The sequence below is a fragment of the Candidatus Paralachnospira sp. LCP21S3_A2 genome (genome assembly GCF_052118925.1).
Lineage (GTDB): Bacteria > Bacillota > Clostridia > Lachnospirales > Lachnospiraceae > Lientehia.
Genome location: NZ_JBQKGG010000003.1, coordinates 29,328 through 53,680 on the forward strand (window position 1 = coordinate 29,328; position 24,353 = coordinate 53,680).

The window sequence follows — 24,353 nt, forward strand, 5'->3', positions numbered from 1 at the left end:
AATGAGCAAAAAAAGACGATGGAAGTATGGAATGCTTGCAGCAGTACTTACAGCCAGCGTCTGTGTGCAGAGCATAGGCGTGTTAGCGGAAAATGCGGCGGAAGATCCGTATGGAATCCAGACCCAGGCGAATGAAGAAGTCCTGGGGAAACCGGAAAATATTTCGGTACAGTCAGAAAATGGGAAAAAACTGATGCTGACATGGGACAGTGTAAAGGGAGCATCTACCTATATTCTGTTCCGGTCAGAAGATCAGGGTGAAAAGAAAAACTGGACACAGATCGGATCGACGAATGACCCGTTCTATGAGGATCAGGCAGAATGGGGGAAAACATACTTCTATCAGATCCAGAGCGCTTATTATGATGCGGAACATAATCAGTGGCTTGGCGGAGGCTACAGCGATCCGGTCTCCGGAGAACTGTCTGTGGCTGTTATCAGTAATGTTACGGCATCCGTCAGTGGAACTTCGGTAAAGCTCGCCTGGAGTTCCGAAGGAGCTGCCGATGTTTTCGGAATTCTGAGATCAGAAGACAAGGACGGGAGCTATCAGTGGATCACGGCTGTTTCCGGAAATGAATATACAGATTCTGTGAGCGAAACAGAGAAAACCTATTATTATAAGATCTATGCTGCCGCAGACATGGGAAACGGCTGGGAAAATGGGGAAAAGTCGGAACCAGTTGAGGTGTATGTGGAGAATCCTTATAAGATGAATGCGCCTCAGAATGTCCGGATTTCTAATACGAACGATAAGGGACTGACCATCCTGTGGGATGGAGATAAAAATGCCACAGCCTATGTGATCTATCGTCTTGAAGCGGATGGTTCCTGGAAGTGGTTGAATGTAACCAGCGCCTGTGATCTGTTTGATGATTCGGTCAAGATGGGCGAAACTGCCGTATACAAGGTACAGAGTATGCGATATGCAGATGGTAAATGGGAAAACGGACCGATGAGTGATGCGGCAGAAAAACAGATGATTCCGGCGGCACCAGTAAATCTTTCCGCATCGGCAGGAAGCGGTAACCAGGCTGTGAAGATCAGCTGGACTCCGGCTGGAACTGCCGGCATTTATGGAATCCTCCGTTCAGACAGCCCGGACGGAGATTATACCTGGATCGGAGCATCCCAGTCCAACCACTTTACAGATGCCGGCTTGACATCAGGAAAGTCTTATTATTATAAGGTTTACGCAGCTGTCTGCATTAACGGTGTATGGTATAACGGTGAGGATTCTGCTCCGGTTAAGGGGGGAATTCTGGAAGCACCCGTGAATGTAGTAGCAGAAGGAGAATCTCTCACAGTACTCAGACTTAGCTGGGATGCGGTTACTGATGCAATCGGCTATATGATATGGAGACTGGACGATAATGGGAACTGGCAGCCGGTTGGAACAGCAAATCAGACGGAATATATTGATACCGGTTTAAACGGTTACAGATCGTATCAGTATAAGATCCAGTCCTTGAGCTATAGCAACGGAGTCTGGGGGTACGGCGGTTTTTCGGAAGCTGTTTCCGGACAGCCGGAAGTCGGAAAAGTACAGGATGTAACAGCCAGTCCGGACAAGAACTGGTATTATGGGATCCATGTAGGCTGGAGAGCGCTGCATGGAGTAAGTTGCTATGGAATCATGCGTGCAGAGCATGGAACAAATGATTATCAGTGGATCGCAATGACAAGCGCCAGTGAGTTCCTGGATCTTTCCGGAAATGCATCCCATCAGTACGATTATAAGGTATATGCGGCATATTATGACGGTGTATGGCATAACGGCGCAAACTCCGATGCGGCGACTGCCGCAGTTCGGGAATGGAACGGCGCTCCGGCAATCTCTGATGTCCGGGTTCAGTATGTTAATGGAGATGGCTATCTGGTAACCTGCACCGTAGCAAGCCCCAATAGAATTGCAAGTGTTGTATTTCCCAGCTGGACGTCGGCAAATGGCCAGGATGATATTGTATGGAAGTACGGAACCGTGAACGGAAACCAGGTAAGCTGCTGGATCTATCCGAAAGAACATGGATATCAGATCGGACAGTATGAGACCTGTATTTATGCGTATGATACCAATGGAAAATACAGTGGTACATGGGCGGGCGCAGATGTTCCGGTATATAACCGGGGAACGATGACCGGCTGGTACGATACGAACAGCACATCCGGAGAGCGTTATTATCTGAACAAAGGACAGGCAGTTACCGGCTGGCATTATGTCGGTGGATTGAAATTCTATTTCTATTCTAACGGAACACTTTGTCAGAACGTGGACAGTCTGATCGGGGTTCAGAAAAATTATAAGATCAAGGTCAACAAGCAGGCCAACTGCGTTACGATCTATGCGTCAGACGGCGCCAACGGCTATGTGATCCCGGTAAAATCCATGCTGTGTTCTACCGGTGATGATACGCCTCTTGGAACGTTCTATACACCTGCAAAATACAGATGGCAGGGAATGTTTAACGGAACGTATGCGCAGTTTGCAACGAGACTGACGGCGGGACAGGGCTTCCTGTTCCATTCGATCACCTACAGTCAGCGCGGAAATAATCACAGTCTTCTGACAGAAGGATACAACGGACTTGGTGTTACCCGTTCGGCGGGCTGTATCCGTCTCCTCTGTGGGGAGGCTTACTGGATCTATACCAGATGCCCGATCGGAACACAGGTGGAGGTATATAACAGCAGTACACCGGGACCGTTCTACCGGCCGGTACTTGTACCGATCCCCGGAAATCAGAACTATGATCCGACAGATCCGTTCTTATAAAAACTGAGTAGTTGAAGGCTGTAAAATGGGTGGCTAAAAATCAAACCACCCATTTTATGTTTATGTAAAGAAATAAAAGGAAGAAATCGGTATGGATAGGTATATGAAGGCTGAAGCAGGAAGAAAGACATGGAAAGAGTATTGCCGGAAAAACAGAAATCAGATCCTTTTCCTGGGCTTTTTTCTGCTTCTGGCATACGGGATCAAGGTATTTAATCTGTCTATCTCACATGATACAGAAGCCATTATGGCAGTTCCGGAGAACTTATATGATTCGTGGCTGCAAATGGGAAGATTTGGTGAGATTGTTTTAAAGAAACTTTTAGGAACATACAGTATAAATATTTACATTGCTTCGTTCATGATGGTAGTCAGTATGATGATCGTGAGTATTCTCTGCGGATATCTGTTCTTCCTGATCAGCGGCAGCATGGAAAAAATCGTGCTTTGGATCTTTGGAGCACTGTTTTTTACGTCCATGATCTCGGCAGAGCAGGCTGCGTTTCTTCTTCAGTCATACGAGGTTACCGTAGCCATGGCGATATTGGTCGTGTCGCAGATTTTATATCTGGACGGGCTTGACAAGAAACAGTGGTATAAGCTGGTTCTGGCAGCAGTGTGCCTGATGCTGTCTTTTGCAGTTTATCAGGCGATGGTTGTTTTGTATGTTGCAGTCGCTGTAATGTCCTATATTCTCTGGTATGAAGGCAGAGAGGATAAAATTCCTTTGAAAGAGCATTTTATTTATATCGGACAGGTGATCGCATTGTTTTTGTGCGCATATCTGTTATATACCTTAGCAAATAAGGGCTTGATGTTTGCATTAAAGATTGAAACAACGCCTTATATCACCGGTCAGATTGCCTGGAAAGAACAGGGATTTTCAGCATGTGTGCTGGATATTATCAAACATGTGAAAAAAGTTCTTACAGGGGAGGGCCTTTTTTATACAAAAGCGCTTCCGATCCTGATGGTATTATTTGTGATCCGTACAGTTTTCATGAGAAAAAGGGATCATTACTGGCTGTATGTTCTGGCTGTTTTGTTCTTATTTATCTGCCCGTTTCTTATGGTGATCGTTCTCGGTGGAGCAACAACATATCGGACCGAATTGAATATTCCGTTCGTAACTGCATTTTTAGCCTGCCTGGTACTGGAGTATTTTGGAAAGAAAAAACGGGCTTTGTATGGGGTACTGATTTTTGGAATCTTTGTACAGTGTATGCATCAGGCACAGCAGACGTCCCGTCTGTTCTATACGGAGTATGAAAAAAGACAGGAAGATTATATGCTTGCAACAAAGATCACCAACCGGATTGAAGAACTTGACGCCGATACATCGACACTTCCGGTCGTATTTATAGGAAGCCGGCAATCTTATGGAAATAAGTCCTGCTTTCCTACATCAGAACTGGAAATGACAGGCTATTCTTTCTTTGAAGTATCGTTCAGTACAGCGCACGGCACCTGGGTAATGCAGCATTATCTGGAAACGCTGGGAATCGATTACATTTATCCGAATCAGGATCAGATGGAAGCAGCGGAACGGGAAGCAGAGAGTATGCCGGGATGGCCGGCATCAGGAAGTATAAAGAAAACAGATCAGGTGATCATTGTAAAGCTGTCGGATATATAAGAACAGGGGAGTGAGGAAAGTTCAGAGTATGGAGATAAGAGGCAATCGCATGAGAAAAACAGTATTGTGTACAGTATGCTGTCTATGCCTTCTGGGGGCAGGAAATCTGAAGGCATATGCAGAAACGGTACCGGAAATAAGTTTCAGGGAAAAAACCGCACAGGAAACAGAAGAAGAAGAAAAGCAGGAAAATGAAAAAGTAATTGTGCAGGAAGCCATGCTGTCTGCTCAGCAAGAGGAAACCTGCCATGGAATTGTCATAACCGGAGATGTATGGTATGTTTACGGGGAAGATGGAGAACTGATCCGGAATGCAACACCAGTCATTGATGGAAAAAAATATTATGTAAACGGTGAGGGAATCGCTCAGTCCGGCTGGCTCCGACTGGCCGGCTGGCAGATGTACTTCGATCCGGAAACCTATGAGGCGTCTGTCGGAATTACTGAGATCAACGGAAAAACCTATCTGTTTGATGAAAATGGCGTGGAAATCCTGAAATCCAGGACGGAAGTCATTAACGGAAAGAAATACTGGTTTCAGCCGGATGGAAGTCTGCTGAGCGGCTGGTGCCGTCTTGGAGACTGGCAGATGTATTTTGATCCGGAAACGTATGAAGGCGCATGCGGAATCGTTTCGATTGAAGGGAACCGTTATGCCTTTGATGAAAACGGAGTTCTCCTGAAAAATGCAACACCGCTGATCAACGGAAAGAAGTATTATGTGAATCAGGAAGGGCACCTCAGATCCGGGTGGCTCCGGCTGGCAGACTGGCAGATGTATTTTGATCCGGAAACCTATGAGGCATCGGTTGGAATTACCGCGATCAACGGAAAAGCGTATCTGTTTGATGAAAATGGTGTGGAGATCCTGAAATCCAGGACCGAAGTGATCAACGGAAAGAAATACTGGTTCCAGCCGGATGGAAGTCTGATGTCAGGTTGGTGCCGTCTTGGAGACTGGGTCATGTATTACGACCCGGAAACTTATGAGGCGGCCTCCGGTCTGGTGAAATTTGGAGAGAGCCGTTTTCTGTTTGATGAAAACGGAGTTCTGCGATTGTATTACTATTACTCGGAAAAAGACGGATCGTGGGAGCAGATCAGTGATATTATCACAGTCGGAAAGCGCGGCGCAGAATACCAGACAATTTCAGATGCAGTGGGAGAAGTGGAAAAACGTCATCCTCAGATCATTTCCAGTCCGGAAAATGATCTTTGTTCCGTGATCCTGATCTGGGAGGGAGTTTATGAGGAGGGCATTACCCTGGGAGAAACGTCAGGACTTTGTTTTGTTGGTGCAGGGAACGTTGAGATCACCAGTTCAGATGAGTATCCGACGGGCGCTGTAAATGGTTATGGCTGTAATATCTGGGAAAATCTTACGTTTTCCACATCTGGAAAAAATGCGTATGCGTATCATTATGAAGCAGGACCGGTGGCGTTTATAAAAGAAGGAAGTAAGACGGTTTTCCGGAATTGTAGTTTTCAGGCTGTTGAGAATGCAGGCTGTGGGATCGGAATGGGAAGAATGAATTCGACACTGGAATTCTACAACTGCCGATTCAGCAGCCAGTCAAGAAAGGGACTTTATATCCATAATTCAACGTTGCCAGGCAGCCGAAATGCGAAGGTAGTCCTCCAGAATTGTTCGGTCGATGTGTTCTGGCTGGAGGATGCCGCTAGGATCAATACAGGGATAGGACGGAGCAGTGAATTATTACTGAAAGTACAGGATTCCGTGATCGGAAAATTTACGTTTTACGGAGGGAACTGTGGAAATCTGGCGGGACAGATTCTGGATTATATCCCGGAGGAGAGTGAAAATATCAGACTGGATCCGGGAAGTCTGGGAAACACACCGGAAGGATTGAATCATAAAAAAGAATCTTGATCACAGGATTCTTTTTTATTTACAGGTAAGTACGTCCTGTGAAACAAAAACGTTCAGTAGTGGGAAAGGGAAATCCTCAAAAAATGAAAAATACAGGCGGAGGAACAAAATAAACTGAAGAAAATAGAAAAACAGAAGAAAGAAGAAAAAATTCTGAAAAATCGTTGACAGCTTAGACGGACTGCTTTATAGTAGAAATTACTATACTATATAAAAGGGGCGATGTACTATGAAGAAGAACTTGTTGTATGCAGCACTCTGCGTAGCAGTCCTGTCGGCAGGAAGCCTGGCGGTTCATGCGGAAGGTGACCCGGCGGTTGCGGTACCGGCAGTCGTGTATGGAGCAGACGAAAACGAGACTCCGATCATACCGGCTGAAGAAAAAAAGGTCGGCCTGGTGATCGAGGACGGTGTGCCGTATGTTTACGGGGAGGACGGAGAACTGATCCGGAATGCAACACCGGTGATCAACGGAAAGAAGTATTATGTAAACGGAGAGGGAATTGCCCAGTATGGCTGGCTCCGCCTTGCCAATTGGCAGATGTATTTTGACAAAGACACGTATGAAGCGGCCACCGGAATTACCCATGTGGACGGAAAAGCGTATCTGTTTGATGAAAACGGTGTGGAGATCTTGATGTCCAGAACCGAGGTCATTAACGGAAAGAAATACTGGTTCCAGCCAGACGGAAGTTTAATGAGCGGCTGGTGTATTCTTGGAGACTGGACCATGTATTACGATCCAGAAACGTATGTGGGTGCTGCCGGATTGACCTGGATCGATGGAATGCCGTATGTGTTTGATGAGAATGGCGTGCTGATGAAAAATGCCACTCCGAATATTTTTGGAGCGAAGTATTATGTGAATGGAGAGGGAATTGCCCAGTCCGGCTGGTTGAAACTCGCAGACTGGCAGATGTATTTTGATCCGGAAACTTACCAGGCGGCTACCGGAATCACTCATGTAGATGGAAAAGCATATCTGTTTGATGAAAACGGCGTGGAGATCTTAAAGTCCAGAACCGAAGTCATCAATGGAAAGAAATACTGGTTCCAGCCGGATGGAACGCTCATGAGCGGCTGGTGTATGCTTGGTGAATGGATTATGTATTATGATCCGGAAACTTATGTGGGAGCAACCGGAGAGACAGTGATCAATGGGGTAGGATATTTATTTGATGAAAATGGCGTCCTGATCAATTATACCCGTTACAGTTCCTATGAGGAACATGAGTGGTATTATCTGCTTGATGAATCCGGAACGAATATGGATACGTTGTATGTGTGGGACGTACCGGGGCTTTACGGACATACCGGAAGGGTTGTTGTCAAAACAGAGCTTGAAGGATGGGAAATTGAAGCAGAGATGGATGAAGATGGTATTGCTTATGCAGAATACGATGATGACGGATATGGAAATTCGGGCGTGATTGTCCTTGTATTTAAGCCGTATGCAATCGTGATTGCTGTTGAGGAGACTTATCATAATCCGAATGCCCAGTATGGCGCAGCTGAATTGGATGGAAGAGTTTATTATTCAGATGCTGTGATTTTGAGATAAGAAATTTTGATTTATAACTTAAGGCCGGCCGCAGGAATTTGAAATCCTGCGGCCGGCTTGTCGATTCTTCCAAGAAATGAACAGTAGTTTTGGCTGTTCTTATTCTGTCGGTTTTGCAAACATGCGCTTCAAATAGTTCATAACGCTGGCGTGAAGATGATACAGCAGCCAGGAAGCAAGAGAGGTTACAGCCAGACACAGAAGGAACAGCGTATATCTGGCGGACCGCGTCAGGCTTTCCATAGGAAAGCGGGAGCAGATCTGGTCGATGATAAAATGATGGGTTAAAAAAACCGCATAGGAATACTTGCTGACACTGCCGCAGATCACGCGGATCGGCTGGCGGTTCAGATACTTGGAGATAAAGACCAGAACCAGGAAAAAGGAAATTCCGACATAAGTAGTCTGGAGACTCTCCGGAAGATTCGGCTTTAATACCGTATTCAGGATCAGGATGATGACTGCAGAAGCAAGCATCCAGGGTTTTACCCGTTTGATCTTATCAAGGAAGACCATTCCGAACAGAAATTCCGGAAGCCGCACGAACAGGATCTTCGAGGAAGGAAACTGGGGAAGCCATTCATGGCAGGCAAGCGGAAGATACAGGATCAGGACCACGATGCACAGACCGACCGGATGGGAAAGATATCCTTTCCGGATCAGGGGGAAGACCAGGTAAAGGATCACGATGAAGCCCAGGAACCATTCTCCGAGGAGATAGAAGGTCGGAACAACACCGGTAAGATATCCGTCCATACCGAAAATAGTAAGCAGAAAATTCACCTTCGGTGTTTCCGGCCGCAGCATCTGTCTGGATACGAAAAACATGAACAAAAATGCGATGATGTAAGCAATCCAGAACATGGGATACAGAGAGAGAAAACGCTTCCGATAGAACGTTTTCACTTCACATCGTTCTTTGTAGACATGGAACAGTGCGGCTCCGGAGATAATGAAAAACAGGGCGACTCCCAGATTGCCGATATAAATGTTAAACGGATTCAGGGTCAGGATCGCGTTCTGCGGCATCTCCGGCGTCATGTAGAAATAAAGATAGCGGGCATTAAAATGAGTCAAAAAAATCAAAAAGACCGCAAGGGCGCGGACAAAATCCAGATAAAAGATGCGTTCTCGTTTCATGTTTGTTCTCCGTAAAAAGTTATTTTTTATGCTTCAGAGCCCGAAGCGGTTTTGTGAGCTTCCAGGAGGTGGAGTTTTTCAGGGACTCCACCTCCTGTTTAGAAGCCTGGAGTTCGGTACGCAGTGAAGCGGTCTGCGCATCAGAAGAAGCCAGTCGCTCGTTCAGATCCTGGATCTGAGCGGCAAGAACGTCGATATGGGGCTGGCGGGAATGGAGGTCCTGCTCCAGATTTTTGATATAGGCCTGCTGGGCGTGGGAAGCTTCTTCCAGATTTTTGATATAGGCTTGCTGGGAGGAGATACTCTCATCTTTCAGCTTCAGGAGATTTTTTTGATACTCGGAAAGATGAAAAAGGTCATAAGAATAATATAAAGGCTGAAAATCCAGTTCATAATAAGTTTTCGGAGTAAACTGGTATACAGATTCCAGGACCTTGCAGGTATCCGGATTCTGAAGCAGTTCAGCCAGTCTGTATAATCCCAGAATGGGATAATTGTCTTCCGGATTTTTATAGCAGCATTTCAAAAGCAAAAATGCTTTTTCACATTCCAGTTCTTCCGGGGTGGAAGCGGCCGGATTGCGGAAGAGCTCATGAAAGGTATGGATAAAATCCTCCGGAGACAGCCGGTCCAGAAATTTTGAACGGATCATCATGTATTCGTTCAAAAAACGGGTATCCTGTTTCGGACTGATGCCGGAAGCATTATCTGCTGGATCTTGAAATCTTCTGATGTTAAGTAACGGTTCTTCCAGGATCAGGAAGGAATACTGGCAGGTAAAACGAACCCACCAGTCGAAATCATGGGCCTGAACCAGTGCAAGTGTATGATCTCCGACGGTACGGGCTGCCTCCATGTCAACGAGGGCCGCTGGTTTCGGAAGCCGGTTTCCCTCAAAGAAAAAGTGGCGGAGCCATTTTTCACGGTTGTCTGTATGACTCTGATACATTTTGATCAGATTAGGGTAGTCCTGATTGCAGACAGTTCCGTTTTCATCGATGATGTTCACCCAGGTAAAACATGCTTTAGCAGAAGGTGTAGATTGAAGAAGCCGGAGCTGTTTTTCCAGCTTGGTCAGTTCCCAGACATCATCACTGTCGATATATGCCAGATAGTCGCCGGAAACCTTTTTCAGACCGACGTTAGTCGCATAACTGATATGATGATTTTCATTCAGATGAAAGGCTTTGATGCGTGGATCATGATAACGCCTGATCAGATCCATGGAGGAATCGGTGGAGCCATCGTCGATGATGATAAATTCCAGATTTTTATATGTCTGATTCAGCACGCTTTCAATACAATAAGAAAGATATTTTTCGCGGTTATAAGTTGTCAAAAGTACAGAAACTAAAGGGGTGTTTTCCATGTCAGATCTCCTTAGGATGCTTGTCTGCTCAAAGAGGTAATTCCCTAAATGAGATACGGCTTTGAACTGTTTTTTATAAAAACAAAACCGGCAGAAGTGATTTTCTGCTATCTGTTCATTATACCATGAAGAAATTCAGCAGGCAATAAAGTGTTTCTGCGGTTTACTAATCTTTCTTCTGGTGCTAGAATAACAGGATAGAATGAAATGAAAGCGGAGAAAATGAGGGTTCCCCATGAATTATTATATCGACAGTATGAAACTTCAAAATTCCACATTCACAGTCCTGGGCTGGGCGGCGGGCTCCGGCCCGGAGGTGCCGGTGGAGCTTGAGATCCGGAATAAAAAGGGTGAGGCGGTAACGTTTACCAGAACGGATTCCGAGCGGTACGATGCCAACAAGGACCTGTTCCAGGGAAAGAGCAAGCTCCAGCTTGGCTTCTGTATTTCGTTTCCCTATGAAGAGGGCGAGACGTATTACCTGGTGCTGCGGGCGGACGGGAAAGAGATCCGGGAGCGTCTGAAGCCGGGGGCAGATCAGAAGAACCTGGCACAGAAGGTGATTTCTGTCTGGAAGCAGTATGGCTGGAAAACCGTCTGGAAGCGGGTAAAGAGAAAGCTGGAAGGCTCCGGGCGGGCGTATCAGGAATGGCGGCTGAAGGTGATTCCATCAGAAACAGAGCTGGAAGCACAGCGGAAGAAAACCTTTCCGGTTATGCCGAAGTTCAGTGTCATCGTGCCCCTTTACCGGACACCGGAAAAATATCTGCGGGAGATGATCAAGTCTGTACAGGCACAGACATATGGAAACTGGGAGCTGTGCCTTGCGGACGGAAGCGGCGATGCAGAGGCGCAGAAGCAGGTGGAGCAGGTCGTATCGGAATATCAGAAGAAGGATCCGCGGGTGCGTTACAAGGCGCTTTCGGAGAATTTCGGAATTGCCGGAAATACCAACGAGGCCCTTTCCATGGCGGAGGGCGAGTATCTGGTGCTTCTGGATCACGATGATACGCTGGCTGCACAGGCGTTGTTTGCCTGCGCGGAGCGAATTAACAAGGAGACAGAGGCGGGACGGAGCGCAGAGGTGCTTTATTCCGATGAAGATAAGGTCTGTGAGCGTCGGGGAAAAGAATTTTATTTTGATCCCCATTTCAAGCCGGATTTTAACCCGGATCTGCTGCGGAGCGTCAACTATATTTCCCATCTGTCGGTGATCAAAAAGAGCCTGGTGGACCGGGTAGGGATGTTCCGAAAAGAATTTGACGGCTCTCAGGATTATGATTTCATGTTCCGCTGTACCGAGCAGGCGACAGGGATCTGCCATATTCCCCAGGTGCTGTACCACTGGCGGGTCAATGAAGGCTCCACGGCGGAGGATCCGGCAAAGAAGCTCTATGCCTTTGAGGCAGGAGCAAAAGCCATCAAAGCCCACTGTGAGCGTGTGGGGATCGGAGAGGTGGAGGTACTTCAGAATGAAGTATTGGGCACATACCGGCTCAAGTATCCCGTAAAGGGAGAGCCTCTTGTGTCGGTGATCATTCCCAACAAGGATCATACCGATGATCTGCGTGTGTGCGTCCGGTCGCTGTTTGAAAAAGCTTCCTATAAAAATATGGAGGTTTTGGTGGTGGAAAATAACAGCACCGAACCGGAGACCTTCGAGTGCTACAAAGAACTGGAACAGCAGTATGAAGCGCTCCATGTTCTTTACTGGAAAGGCAGGGGATTCAATTTCTCGGCGGTCAATAACTTTGCGGTGCCGTCGGCCAGGGGCGAGTACCTGCTGTTTCTGAATAATGATACGGAGCTGATCAATGAGGACTGCATCGAAGAGCTGTTAAGTTACTGCCAGAGAGCTGATGTGGGTATCGTCGGCGCGCAGTTATTCTATGGCGATGATACGATCCAGCATGCCGGAGTGATCGTGGGCTACGGCGGGATCGCGGGACATGCCTTTGTGGGGTATCATAAGGGGGAAAAGACCTATTTCCTCCGTTCCATGTGTGCCCAGGATTACAGTGCTGTGACGGCGGCCTGCATGATGACAAAGAAATCGGTGTTTGAGGCAGCCGGAGGCTTTGATGAGAAGCTTGCGGTGGCCTTCAATGATGTGGATTATTGTTTAAAGGTACGGGAGCTTGGAAAGCTGGTGGTTTATGATCCGTTTGCCCAGCTTCATCATTATGAGTCCAAATCCAGAGGCGTCGAGGATACGCCGGAGAAAATTTTAAGATTTGACGGAGAGGTGAGCCGGTTTCGGAGGCGGTGGGCGAAGGTGCTGGAGGCGGGAGATCCGTTCTATAATCCCAACCTGACCCTGCTCCATTCGGATTTTTCCTTAAAGGATCTGGAAAAGGAGAGCTAAGAGAAACGGAATGCCTTGCATTTCTATTATTTTTTCGCTATACTAATTTACGCTGAAATTCGACGGAATCTGCGGAAACGGAATAAACGGCACAGAAGGAGAAACAGGAATGGCAAAGGTGACGATCATCATTCCCAATTATAACGGAAAACGGTTTATGAAAGACTGCATGGAGGCGCTGTATGCCCAGGACGGGGAAGAAGCGCGCACCGGAGCGGAGCCGTTTGAGGTTCTTGTGGTGGATAACGGTTCCACCGATGGGAGCTTGGAATATATGGCGGAGTGTTATCCGGAGCTTCCGGTGATCGCGCTGGGGAAGAACTACGGGTTCAGCCGGGCGGTCAACGAGGGAATCCGGGCGGCAAAGACGCCCTATGTGATCCTTCTGAATAATGATACAAAGGTGCGGCCGGGGTATGTGAAGGCACTGGTGGAGATGATGGACCGGCATCCGGAGGCATTTTCGGCAAGCCCGAAGATGATCCAGATGTACCATCCGGCGCTGATCGATGATGCCGGAGACCAGTACACGGTGCTGGGCTGGGCTTTCCAGCGGGGCGTGGCTCATTCGGTGAAGCGTTATACAAAGCCGGCGCGGGTATTCTCGGCCTGTGCGGGAGCCGCCATCTACCGGAGAGCGGTGTTCGAGGAAATCGGCTGTTTTGATGAAATGCACTTTGCCTATCTGGAGGATCTGGACGTGGGCTACCGTGCAAGAATCTATGGATGGCAGAATCTGTACTGCCCGGAGGCTCAGGTGGAGCATGTGGGCAGCGGGACCAGCGGTTCAAAGTACAATTCCTTTAAGGTTAAGCTGGCGGCGCGCAACAGTATCTATCTGAATTATAAAAATATGCCGCTTCTTCAGCTTGTGATCAATTTTCCGACATTGCTTCTCGGTGTGCTGGTAAAAATGCGGTTCTTTAAAAAGAACGGTTTCGGGGAAGAGTATAAAGAGGGGCTGAAAGAGGGCTGGCGGACACGAAAGAACTGTAAAAAGGTGCGATTTTCGGTGAAGCACCTGGGACATTACCTGTGTATTGAAGGACGTCTTATCGGTGGAACCTTCTGTTATGTCTATGAATTTTTACACAGAAAGCTTGGAAAAGCTGAAAGTTAAGAAATATTTAAGAAAGGTTCTGTGGCTTTTTCGTTGCCTTTTTGGATCAAATTCGATATGATAGAGAACGATAAAGTCGGAAAAAGGCAGGATTTCGGCGGTTCCATGAGAAGGACGGCCGATTTTAAGGGTGAATTCTATTGGTAAAAGATAATCAGAAGCATCTGAACCGTCTTCATGTGGTGATCGATGCGGTAATCATAATTATATCCTATCTGCTTGCGTATTGGCTGATATTCGGGTTTATGAAGCGGAATGCCGGCCTTCCGAGGGGCGTTTATTTCTTCGGTCTGCTCTATGTAGTTCCGGGATTTCTGATCCTGTACTGGTTTTTCCATCTCTATGAACCCATGCGGGTCATGGGACGGCGGCTGGAGCTTTTTAATGTACTGCGGGCAAACGTGGTGGGGGCGCTGCTCATTACCATGGTGCTGTATCTGGCCAAGGATCGGCTGATCCATTTCTCCCGCTGGCTGGTATTCTGGTTCATCTGCTTTAACTTTGTATTTGAAGCGGCGTTCCGGCTGACACTGCGGAGTGTGCTCCGGTCGTTCCGGCGAAAGGGATATAATCAGAAGCATGTGCTGTTAGTCGGTTACAGCCGGGCGGCACAGGGATATATTGACCGGGTGCTTGCAAATCCCGACTGGGGATACCTGATCCGTGGAATTCTGGATGATCATGCACCGCGGGGAACAGAATATAAGGGAATTCGGGTTCTTGGCCCTATTGCAAACCTGGAAGAGATCCTTCCCATGAACCGACTGGATGAGATCGTGATCACTCTGGGACTGAAAGAGTATGAAAAGCTGGAGCAGATCGTGAATGCCTGCGAAAAATCCGGTGTTCATACGAAGTTTGTTCCTGATTATAATAAGGTAATTCCAACAAAGCCATATACGGAAGATCTTTTGGGACTTCCTGTCATTAATATCCGGAATGTGCCGCTGACGGATTCCTTTAATGCGGCATCAAAACGGCTGGTGGATATTTTCGGAGCCACCATTGCGCTGCTTCTGTTTTCGCCGATCATGCTGGTCGTGGCACTGCTGATCAAGCTGACCTCACCCGGTCCGGTGATCTTCAGCCAGGAGCGTGTGGGACTTCATAACCGTCCGTTCCAGATGTATAAGTTCCGGTCCATGGCGGTACAGAAGCCGTCAGAGGAGAAGAATGCGTGGACGACAAAAAATGATCCGCGTGTTACGCCTGTCGGAAAGTTTATCCGGAAGACCAGCATTGATGAGCTTCCTCAGCTCTGGAATATCCTGAAGGGAGATATGAGCCTTGTGGGCCCCAGGCCGGAGCGGCCTCATTTTGTCGAGAAATTCAGGGAAGAGATTCCCCGTTACATGGTCAAGCATCAGGTGCGTCCCGGTCTTACCGGCTGGGCGCAGGTCAATGGCTACCGTGGCGATACATCGATCACGAAGCGGATCGAGTATGATCTCTATTATATTGAAAACTGGAGCCTTGGATTGGATTTCAAGATCATTTTCCTGACATTCTTCAAGGGATTTGTCAATAAAAATGCGTATTAAATGGACGGAAAAGAAGAAAGGAACAGGCCATGAAATACAGAGATGATGAGTATGATTACGAGTACGAGAAGCGCAGACGTGAGGTAGAGCAGCGGAAACGGGTTCGCCCCGATGCCCAGATGAACTCTCAGAGACGGAGAGCTTCATCTGGAGATACGGATTCTTATGCAAAGCGCTGTGCCCAGTCTTATGAAGGCAGCCGCCGTGCCGGAAGCCAGTCCTACAGCACCACAAGAGGGACTGCGTCCAGAACAGCAGGAACGTCCGGAAGCAGGAGCATGCAGGGCAGCAGAAGCGTTCAGGGAACGAGAACCACACAGGGAACAAGAGCTCCTCAGGGGAACCGGAGCGTGCAGGGCAGCAGGAGCATGCAGGGCAGCAGAAGTGTTCAGGGAACGAGAAATCCTCAGGCTGCAAGAAACGCTCAGACGAGAGGCGCCCAGACCGGAGCAAGACGTCCACTGGGAGCAGATCCCTATGACAGACGCTACAGCAGCAGTTCCTATGCTTATGAGGATATGTCCTCCAGAAAGCGGAAGCGTCCGGCGGAAGAACCGGTCCGCAGCAGAGGAAGGGCGGATAAGCCGAAGGCGAAAAAAGGAAAGCGGAGGGGCAGAAAGATTCTCTTTGCCATTGAGGGAATTCTTCTGGTTATCGTACTGGCAGCCCTGTTCGTGATCTCCAAGTGGGATCTGATCCAGAAGGCATCGTTTGGCAAGAAAGATGTTCATGTAAATGAGCTGTCAAGTAATACCATTGAAAGTATGTCCGGTTACCGCACCATTGCTATTTTCGGAAAAGATGAAAACGGAACCCACAGCGATGTGATCATGGTCGCCAATATCAATAATGAAACAAAGGAGATCACATTGACCTCGGTTCTTCGTGATACCTACTGGAATGTACCGGATCTCAGCACCGGTGATACTGAGAAATATGCCAAGGCGAATAATGCTTATCATACCGGCGGTGACCTGGGGGCGCTGAATGCGTTAAATAAGAATCTGGATCTTTCCATTACCGAGTATGTGACAGTCAACTGGTATGCGGTTGCACAGGTGGTCGATCAGCTTGGCGGCCTGGACATTGATGTGCCGGAGAGCATGATGGGTGAGATCAACGGATATATCACCAATACCGTCCAGGAAACAAAGAGTATTGCCACCGGTCTTGGAAAGGGCTCTGTTCAGATAAAGCATTCCGGTCTTCAGACCCTGGACGGGATTCAGACAGTTGCTTACTGCCGGATCCGTCATAACAACGGTGGTGATGACGGCCGTGCCCAGAGACAGCGTGAGGTTGTCGGGATGATTCTGGAGAAGCTGAAGACCCAGAGCATCGGCCGCGTTCTGGAGATCTGTAACATCGTATTCCCGGAGGTGACAACGAACATGTCTCTGGCGGATATTCTTGCGCTGGCTCCTGATGTGGGTGAGTATTCCATTGCGAAGACGATTGCATTCCCGTATCATCAGCTTGATGCGTTGGTTGGCTCTGCGTCCGTAAAGGTTCCTCTGGGACTGGCGGAGGACGTGACTCAGCTCCATCAGGAATTGTTCAATGATACCTCTTATACGCCGTCTGACACAGTTCAGCAGATCAGCAATAAGATCGAGAAGCTGACCGGACTGGGCGTGGAGGATCGGACAAATTAAAGTTCTGTGGTGACGGAGCCGCGCTCCCACCCCCCATCTGCTCCACTCGGCGCAATCGGAAGTCGCCTCTGGATCAGATGGGAAGTGGGAGCGCGGCTTTTGTACATACCAGAAATTTTGAGAGGAGATTCAGAGCCATGTCCAGCGGGATACAGCGTAGCTGCATCCTGCTGTGGCTTCTCGCCAAATAGATTTTCATTCGAAAATGCTCACTCGTACAAGTACGATTCGCCTTTTCTCTGGAAATCTGCATGGCTCTGAAGAGGAACACGTTGTACCTGTATTGCTCTTATGTTATGATAGGAGAATACAGGTACTTTTGTATTATAGGAAATGATATAGAAAACGATATAGAAAATATGAGGTGCATTATGGGCGGGAAACAGCCTGAATATCGAAATCAACATCTCTGCGTTGGTCTTCTGGCCCACGTGGATGCGGGAAAAACGACGCTGGCGGAGAGTATTTTATATGAGACGGGGAAGCTCCGGAAAGCGGGACGCGTGGATCATGGCGATGCGTTTCTGGATACGTATGCGCTGGAGAAGGCACGGGGCATTACGATTTTTTCCAAGCAGGCAGAGACGGTTATCGGGGACAGACAGGTGACGCTTCTGGACACACCGGGCCATGTTGATTTTTCAGCGGAGATGGAGCGGACGCTGCAGGTGCTGGACTATGCGATTCTGGTCATCAGCGGAGCGGATGGCGTTCAGGGGCATGTGGAGACTTTATGGAAGCTTTTGCGCCGCTATGAGATCCCGGTATTTCTGTTTGTCAATAAAATGGATCAGCGCGGGACTGACAGGAGACGGTTATTGCTGGAGCTGCGCCAGAAGCTGGATGACCGGTGTGTGGATTTCGGGCAGGGGCTGGAAAATGAAGAGACAAAGGAAACGCTGGCCATGTGCGATGAGGCGGTGCTGGAGTCGTATCTGGCCACAGGAGAGGTCACGGAGGAGCAGCTTGTTTCCATGATCAGCGAGCGGAAGGTGTTTCCCTGTTATTTCGGATCGGCGCTTAAAATGACCGGGATCACGGCCTTTCTCGGAGGATTTTCCCGTTATACCAGATGCCGGGAGTATCCGGAGGAGTTCGGTGCGCGGGTATACAAGATTTCCCGTGACAGCCAGGGAACGAGACTGACGCATTTAAAGGTAACGGGAGGCTGCCTGAAGGTCAAGCAGCTTCTTTCGGGGAGCGTTATCAGGCATGAGAAGGCGGAGAACTGGGAGGCCAAGGCCGACCAGCTTCGGATCTATTCGGGAGCCGGCTATACCACGGTGAAGGAGGTGGCTGCCGGGCAGATCTGTGCGGTCACCGGTCTTGATCAGACATATTCCGGGGAGGGGCTGGGCTTTGAGCATGCTTCAGAGGTCCCGATTCTGGAGCCGGTGCTCAGCTATCGGCTGATTCCGCCTGCGGGGACGGACGCCCGCCAGGCATTTTTGAAGCTGAGTCAGCTGGAGGAGGAGGAGCCTCTTCTGTCCCTTGTCTGGGTGGAAGAACTCAGCGAGATCCATGCTCAGATCATGGGAGAGGTTCAGATCGAGATCCTGAAAAGTCTTATTAAAGAACGGTTCGGTATGGATGTGGAGTTTGGTGTCGGACAGATTGTTTATAAGGAGACCATTAAAAATACTGTGGAGGGCGTCGGACATTTTGAGCCGCTGCGCCATTATGCGGAGGTTCATCTTCTGCTTGAGCCCGGGGAGCCGGGGAGCGGGATCCAGATCGCATCAGACTGCCGGGAAGAGATACTGGGAAAGAACTGGCAGCGGCTGGTTCTGACTCATCTGGAGGAGAAAAAGCACCGCGGCGTTCTGATGGGAGCGGAGCTGACCGATGTGAAGCTGACACTGGTGGCAGGACGCGCCCATGTGAAGCATACGGAAGGCGGCGATTTCCGCCAGGCTACGTACCGGGCAGTACGCCAGGGGCTGATGCAGGCAGAAAGTGTTCTGCTGGAGCCGGTGTATGAGTTCCGCCTGGAAATCCCCACGGAGAATGTGGGACGGGCACTGACAGATCTCCAGAGAATGCACGGATCCTTTCAGACACCGGACCAGCTTGGCGACACAGCAGTGATCGCGGGAACAGCGCCGGTGGTCTGCATGAGAGGCTATCAGACGGAGGTGACGGCATACTCTCACGGAAAGGGACGGCTGTCCTGTCTGCTGAAGGGCTATGAGCCTTGCCATAATCCGGAGGATGTGATCCTGGAAGCTGCGTATGATCCGGAGGCTGATCTTCGGAATCCTACCGGCTCGGTGTTCTGCACGCACGGGGCAGGCTATGCGGTGCCCTGGGACGAGGTTTTTTCCCATATGCACCTGGAGCCTTATCTGAAGCAGGAAAAGCTGCAGAACCAGAGGCTGGAAGCGAACGGATATGACGGAGCAGCCGGGGCGGTTAGTAGGATGCAAAGCGCTGTGAACGTACAGGAAAACGCCCGGGGCGGGCTGGATTATATGGCAAGCCGGGCTGAGGACAAGGAGCTGGAGGAGATCTTCGCCCGAACCTATGGACGGGTGGAGCGGAAGCGCAGCGGCTTTGAACGGACAGTTTACCGGGCACCGAAGGTAAGTGCCGATTCAGAAACCGGCTCATCCGAAAGCAGAAGCGCGTCCGGAGCGGGAAGCAGTTCAGGCGGAAACAGAGGTGCGGACAGCAGAAAGCTGAAAAATAGAAAGCCGGAAAAGGAGTATCTTCTTGTGGACGGCTATAATATCATTTTTGCCTGGGAGGAGCTTTCTGAGCTGGCGGCGGCAAACATCGGTGCGGCAAGGGGAAAGCTGATGGACATTCTCTCCGGCTATCAGGGCTTCCGGAAGCAGGAGGTAATCCTGGTATTTGATGCCTATAAGGTGGAGGGCGGCATCGGCGAGATCTACCGCTATCATAACATCCATGTGGTGTTCACAAAGGAGGCGGAAACCGCTGACCAGTACATCGAAAAGACCGTCCATGAGATCGGAAGAAATTATCAGGTAACGGTGGCAACCTCCGATGGACTGGAGCAGGTCATCATCATGGGACAGGGGGCAAGGCGTCTGTCGGCGCGTGATTTCCGGACGGAGGTGGAAGCTGCCAATGTGGAGATCCGCCAGATCTGCATGGAGAAGCGTACCGGTGGGAAGTCTTATTTATTCGATACGGTTTCCGGCGAAACTGCGAAAGCCATTGAACAGCTCCGGTGGGGAGAAAACCGGGATTAGCCGGGGAGTACACAGTGGAGCAGGAAACTTTACAGAGAGGAAGCACAGGTGGAACGGATTCTGGAGTATTTGACAGATCATGAGGCAGACGGCCTTCGGATCGAGCAGTTTTTAAGAAGAAAGGGATATTCCCGCCAGTGTCTGGCACGGATCAAGCAGACACCCGGCGGCGCCAGAGTAAACGGTGAGGCTCGTTATCTGAACCAGCGCCTGACAGCGGGAGACCGGCTTCGGATCCTTCTTTCGGAGGAGCACTGCTCCGAGAAAATCGTTCCGGTGAAGCTGCCCCTGGATATTGTTTATGAGGATGAGGATCTTCTGGTGGTCAATAAGCCCGCCGGAATGCCGACTCATCCCTCCATGAATAATTATACCAACTCCTTGGCCAATGCCCTCGCCTGGTATTACGAAGAGCGGGGAGAACCCTTTGTGTTCCGCTGTACCAACCGGCTGGACCGCGATACCTCCGGCCTTACGCTCGTGGCGAAAAATATGCTGAGCTCCTGTATTCTGGCGCAGATGACAAAGAATAAGGAGATCCGCCGGGAATACCGTGCCATTGTCCGGGGACATGTGGAGCCGCCGGAGGGAACCATCGATGCGCCTCTGTCCAGAAAACCGGGCTCCATCATTGAGCGGGAGGTGGATCTTCAGCATGGTGAGCGGGCTGTGACCCACTACCGCATTGTGGAAGAAAAGAACGGATACAGCCTGGCTGCACTGGTGCTGGAGACTGGCCGTACCCATCAGATCCGTATCCATATGAAGTATCTGGGCTATCCGCTGATCGGAGATTATCTGTATAATCCTGATATGGAACGGATCAGCCGGCAGGCCCTCCACTCATACAGACTGTCGTTTATACATCCCATTACCGGGAGGCAGATGGAATTTACGGAAGAATTGCCGGAGGATATGAGGAGAGCATTTTACAGAACCGAAAACTATGAGCGGGATTGATTAGGGAGGAAATATACAATGAAAAGCATAACATCAGCCTGTGCAAATAAAATGTTAAGAAGCCTGGAGGATGAAAAAAGCTACTGGGTGGAAAAAGAAGAGTTGTCCAGCACATATGTGGCGGCAGTAGGAGAAGAACCGGTGATTCCGGAATATGATTATGCGGAGGTATCGACAAAGATCGAAGAGCTTGATGAAACAATCTGTAAAATCAAACATGCACTGAACGTCTCCAATGCCAATGCAGCGATTTCAGTGGACGGACAGACCATGAGCGTGGATCAGATCTTTGTCCGCATGGCACAGCTTAACCGTAGAAAGACAGTGCTGGACCGCATGAGAAAACGGCTGCCCAAAGAACGGGAGGGACAGCGGATGTATGGTTCCGGAAACGCAGTGCCGGAGTATCGCTATATCAATTATGATCTGGAGCAGGTGAAAACAGATTATGAGCGGATTACCGGAAAGATTCTGGAAATGCAGATGGCACTGGATCAGTACAATCAGACCGTTTTGTTTGAGGTGGAGATTTAAAAGAAACGTTTTCCGTGTCAGGCTGTAAATGAAAAAGATGACATTGTTTGTTCTGTGAATGTTCAAAGATATGGATTATATTGTTATTGGTTATCGGTCAAAGTAATTGTTCATGATTATGGTCGTTTTGGAGTGCAATTCCGATGATAAGATTGACAGCCGGACAGAAAACTCTGCGCGTGGAAGTACGGTTCAAAGCGCGCTGCGGCACCGGTTATCCGGTGCCGTGAAACAGAAAGGAATGGAGTAAATGGAAGGGAAAAAGAAAAGGAAGCAGGTAGATATGCTGCATGGCAGCCTGTTGGATAAGATTTTACTGTTTGCGCTGCCACTGGCAGCCAGCAGTATCTTACAGCAGCTGTTCAATTCGGTGGATGTGGCTGTGGTCGGCCGGTTTGCCAGCAGTCAGGCGCAGGCGGCGGTAGGCTGTAACGGGCCGGTTGTCAACCTGATGATCAATCTGTTTGTAGGTATCTCGGTGGGAACCAATGTGGTGATTGCCAATTACATTGGTCAGAAAAAGACTGACCGGATCCATGACGCAGTACATACCTCAATTCTTCTGGCACTTATCTGTGGTGTGATTATGATGGTCCTGGGAATGTTCATTGCAAGGCCAATCCTGGAGCTTATGGATACACCGGCAGATGTTTTGGAGTATGCAGTTCTGTATCTGCGGATTTATTTTGTGGGCATGCCGTTTATTATGGTATATAATTTTGGCGCAGCGGTTCTTCGGAGTATCGGTGATACCAGACGTCCGTTGTATTGTCTGGTGCTTTCCGGCATCATCAATGCGATTCTGAACCTGGTCCTGGTGATCGGATTCAAGATGGGAGTGGAGGGTGTAGCGATTCCGACGGTGCTCTCCAATGTGGTCAGTGCGGGAATGGTATGGTATTTTCTGACCCATGAGACCGGAGCAATCCGTCTGGAGCCGAAGAAACTGTCAATAAAGAAGCAGGAGCTGGTGCTTATGCTTCAGATCGGAGTTCCGGCCGGACTGCAGAATATGGTATTTTCTGTCGCCAATGTCTTTATTCAGGCATCACTGAACGGATTTGGATCTGATGCGGTGGCAGGCTCTGCGGTCGGAATCAACTGCGAATATTATACCTATTACATGATTACTGCGTTTAACCAGGCAGCAGTGACCTTCATCAGCCAGAATTTCGGAGCCGGCTTCAAGGATCGCTGCAAGAAGGTATTTCGTCTGACAATGGCTTCCAGCATGATCATTACAGCGCTTATGAGCCTTGCATTTATTTTTGGGCGTGTGCCGTTTGTGGCATTGTTTACGGGACAACAGGCAGTGGCAGAGTTTGCGTATGTGAGGATCCTTCATATTATGCCGCTGTATATTCTCATCAATACCTATGAAATTGGCGGCTCGGCACTGCGAGGTGTAGGATGTTCCATGACGCCGGCCATTTTGACTGTGTTTGGAACCTGTGTACTTCGTTTAATCTGGATTTACACAGTCTGCCCGCGGTATCATACGCTGGATATGCTGTTTAATGTATATCCGATTTCCTGGTTTGTAACGGGGGCAGCGGTTCTGATCGCATACGTTCTGGTATGGGGAAGAATTGATAAGGGCATCAAGGGGAGAACTGCATTATGAAAAAGGAACTGAACTATCTGGTGATCGGGGCCGGAGGAACCGGCGGCTGCATTGCGGCATATCTGACGCGGGGCGGGAAGCATACCGTGGTGATCGCCCGCGGGGCGCATCTGGAGGCAATGAAGAAACAGGGACTGGAGATCCGAAAGCCTCATGAGCAGTGGACGGCTCCGGTTCATGCGATGACGGAGCAGGAATACCTGGAGTGCGGCGGGAAAGCAGATATTATCTTTGTCTGCGTGAAGGGGTATTCACTGGACAGTGTGTATGACTGTATCAGGCGGGCGTCTCACAAAGAGACAGTTGTGATCCCTATTTTAAACATTTACGGTACCGGGGAACAGATGCAGAGGAAGCTTCCGGAGCTGACCGTGTTAAATGGCTGTATCTATGTGGCGGCGGCCATTGAGAAGCCGGGAATGATCCGTCAGAACGGAGATATTTTCCGGATTGTTTACGGGCGGCTGGATGGAGATGTGACAAGCCCGGTGTTAAAGCAGGTGGAGCAGGATCTCCGGGATTCGGGGATTACGCCCATCTTTACGGATCAGGTGCAGCGTGATACGCTTCAGAAATTTTCGTTTGTATCGCCGATGGCGGCAGCAGGAGCGTATGGGGACTGGAGTGCTGGAGATTATAAACAGGACGGGGAAGCGAGAGCATTGTTTATCCGCTGTGTGAAAGAAATTGATGCGCTGGCGTGCGCCATGGGGATCCCGTTCCCGGTGGATATTGTGAAAACAAACATGACGATTATGAATGGGCTGGATGATGAGTGTACAGCGTCTCTGCAGAAGGATCTGAAAAAGGACGGTACGACCGAGGCGGACGGACTGATTTCGGAGGTGGTCCGCATGGGAGAGCGCTTTGGCGTGGAAACGCCGGCCTACCGTATGATCGCAGAAAAAATCTGCGGATTTCGGGGATAACCATAGCCTGGAATAACCGGGGAGGCCGATCATGATA

At 49.2% G+C, this 24,353-nt stretch carries 15 protein-coding genes; 13 read left to right on the top strand and 2 right to left on the bottom strand.

The window, feature by feature from the left end; all coding sequences use genetic code 11:
• The first annotated feature begins 1 nt into the window (after position 1).
• The 4 genes from ACTQ3K_RS03505 to ACTQ3K_RS03520 all read left to right on the top strand — a co-directional run bounded on the left by ACTQ3K_RS03505 (position 2) and on the right by ACTQ3K_RS03520 (position 7,861).
• Entirely contained in the window at positions 2-2,773 is a 2,772-nt protein-coding gene (locus tag ACTQ3K_RS03505) for a L,D-transpeptidase family protein (RefSeq protein ID WP_441566067.1), read from the top strand.
• A 91-nt stretch (positions 2,774-2,864) separates the two neighbouring features.
• A complete protein-coding gene (locus ACTQ3K_RS03510) occupies positions 2,865-4,409 on the top strand; it encodes a glucosyltransferase domain-containing protein (RefSeq protein ID WP_441566066.1) in 1,545 nt (514 codons plus the stop codon).
• A gap of 49 nt (positions 4,410-4,458) precedes the next feature.
• Positions 4,459-6,300, top strand: a complete 1,842-nt coding sequence (locus tag ACTQ3K_RS03515; RefSeq protein WP_441566065.1) for a hypothetical protein — start codon at positions 4,459-4,461, stop codon at positions 6,298-6,300.
• A gap of 229 nt (positions 6,301-6,529) precedes the next feature.
• The gene (locus ACTQ3K_RS03520; protein ID WP_441566064.1) at positions 6,530-7,861 is read left to right on the top strand and encodes an N-acetylmuramoyl-L-alanine amidase family protein; all 1,332 of its coding nucleotides are present in this window, start codon (positions 6,530-6,532) and stop codon (positions 7,859-7,861) included.
• Positions 7,862-7,960: 99 nt separating this feature from the next.
• On the opposite strand, the gene ACTQ3K_RS03525 is transcribed toward ACTQ3K_RS03520, so the two are convergent.
• Positions 7,961-9,001 carry an acyltransferase family protein gene (locus tag ACTQ3K_RS03525; RefSeq protein WP_441566063.1) on the bottom strand — a complete coding sequence of 347 codons (1,041 nt, stop codon included), beginning with the start codon at positions 8,999-9,001 and terminating at the stop codon, positions 7,961-7,963.
• 19 nt (positions 9,002-9,020) lie between these two features.
• Positions 9,021-10,370: a glycosyltransferase gene (locus ACTQ3K_RS03530; protein WP_441566062.1), complete on the bottom strand. Its 1,350-nt coding sequence runs from the start codon at positions 10,368-10,370 to the stop codon at positions 9,021-9,023.
• 235 nt (positions 10,371-10,605) lie between these two features.
• Here ACTQ3K_RS03530 and ACTQ3K_RS03535 point away from each other — a divergent pair, with 235 nt between their 5' ends.
• From ACTQ3K_RS03535 to ACTQ3K_RS03575, 9 genes are all read left to right on the top strand, one after another.
• Complete coding sequence (locus ACTQ3K_RS03535; RefSeq protein ID WP_441566061.1) at positions 10,606-12,735, top strand: glycosyltransferase family 2 protein; 2,130 nt, start codon at positions 10,606-10,608, stop codon at positions 12,733-12,735.
• Between the two features lie 109 nt (positions 12,736-12,844).
• Complete coding sequence (locus ACTQ3K_RS03540; protein ID WP_441566060.1) at positions 12,845-13,855, top strand: glycosyltransferase family 2 protein; 1,011 nt, start codon at positions 12,845-12,847, stop codon at positions 13,853-13,855.
• A 140-nt stretch (positions 13,856-13,995) separates the two neighbouring features.
• Positions 13,996-15,396: an undecaprenyl-phosphate glucose phosphotransferase gene (locus tag ACTQ3K_RS03545; protein ID WP_441566059.1), complete on the top strand. Its 1,401-nt coding sequence runs from the start codon at positions 13,996-13,998 to the stop codon at positions 15,394-15,396.
• 29 nt (positions 15,397-15,425) lie between these two features.
• Positions 15,426-17,051 carry an LCP family glycopolymer transferase gene (locus ACTQ3K_RS03550; RefSeq protein ID WP_441566058.1) on the top strand — a complete coding sequence of 542 codons (1,626 nt, stop codon included), beginning with the start codon at positions 15,426-15,428 and terminating at the stop codon, positions 17,049-17,051.
• Between the two features lie 371 nt (positions 17,052-17,422).
• Entirely contained in the window at positions 17,423-20,269 is a 2,847-nt protein-coding gene (locus ACTQ3K_RS03555; protein ID WP_441566057.1) for an NYN domain-containing protein, read from the top strand.
• A gap of 48 nt (positions 20,270-20,317) precedes the next feature.
• Positions 20,318-21,229, top strand: coding sequence for an RluA family pseudouridine synthase (locus tag ACTQ3K_RS03560; RefSeq protein ID WP_441566056.1), 912 nt, complete (start codon positions 20,318-20,320; stop codon positions 21,227-21,229).
• Positions 21,230-21,247: 18 nt separating this feature from the next.
• On the top strand, positions 21,248-21,763 hold the full coding sequence (locus ACTQ3K_RS03565) for a hypothetical protein (RefSeq protein ID WP_441566055.1): 516 nt from the start codon (positions 21,248-21,250) through the stop codon (positions 21,761-21,763).
• Between the two features lie 250 nt (positions 21,764-22,013).
• Positions 22,014-23,387, top strand: a complete 1,374-nt coding sequence (locus ACTQ3K_RS03570; protein WP_441566054.1) for an MATE family efflux transporter — start codon at positions 22,014-22,016, stop codon at positions 23,385-23,387.
• Entirely contained in the window at positions 23,384-24,316 is a 933-nt protein-coding gene (locus ACTQ3K_RS03575) for a ketopantoate reductase family protein (protein WP_441566053.1), read from the top strand. Before ACTQ3K_RS03570 ends, ACTQ3K_RS03575 begins: the two co-directional genes overlap by 4 nt.
• Positions 24,317-24,353 lie beyond the last annotated feature (37 nt).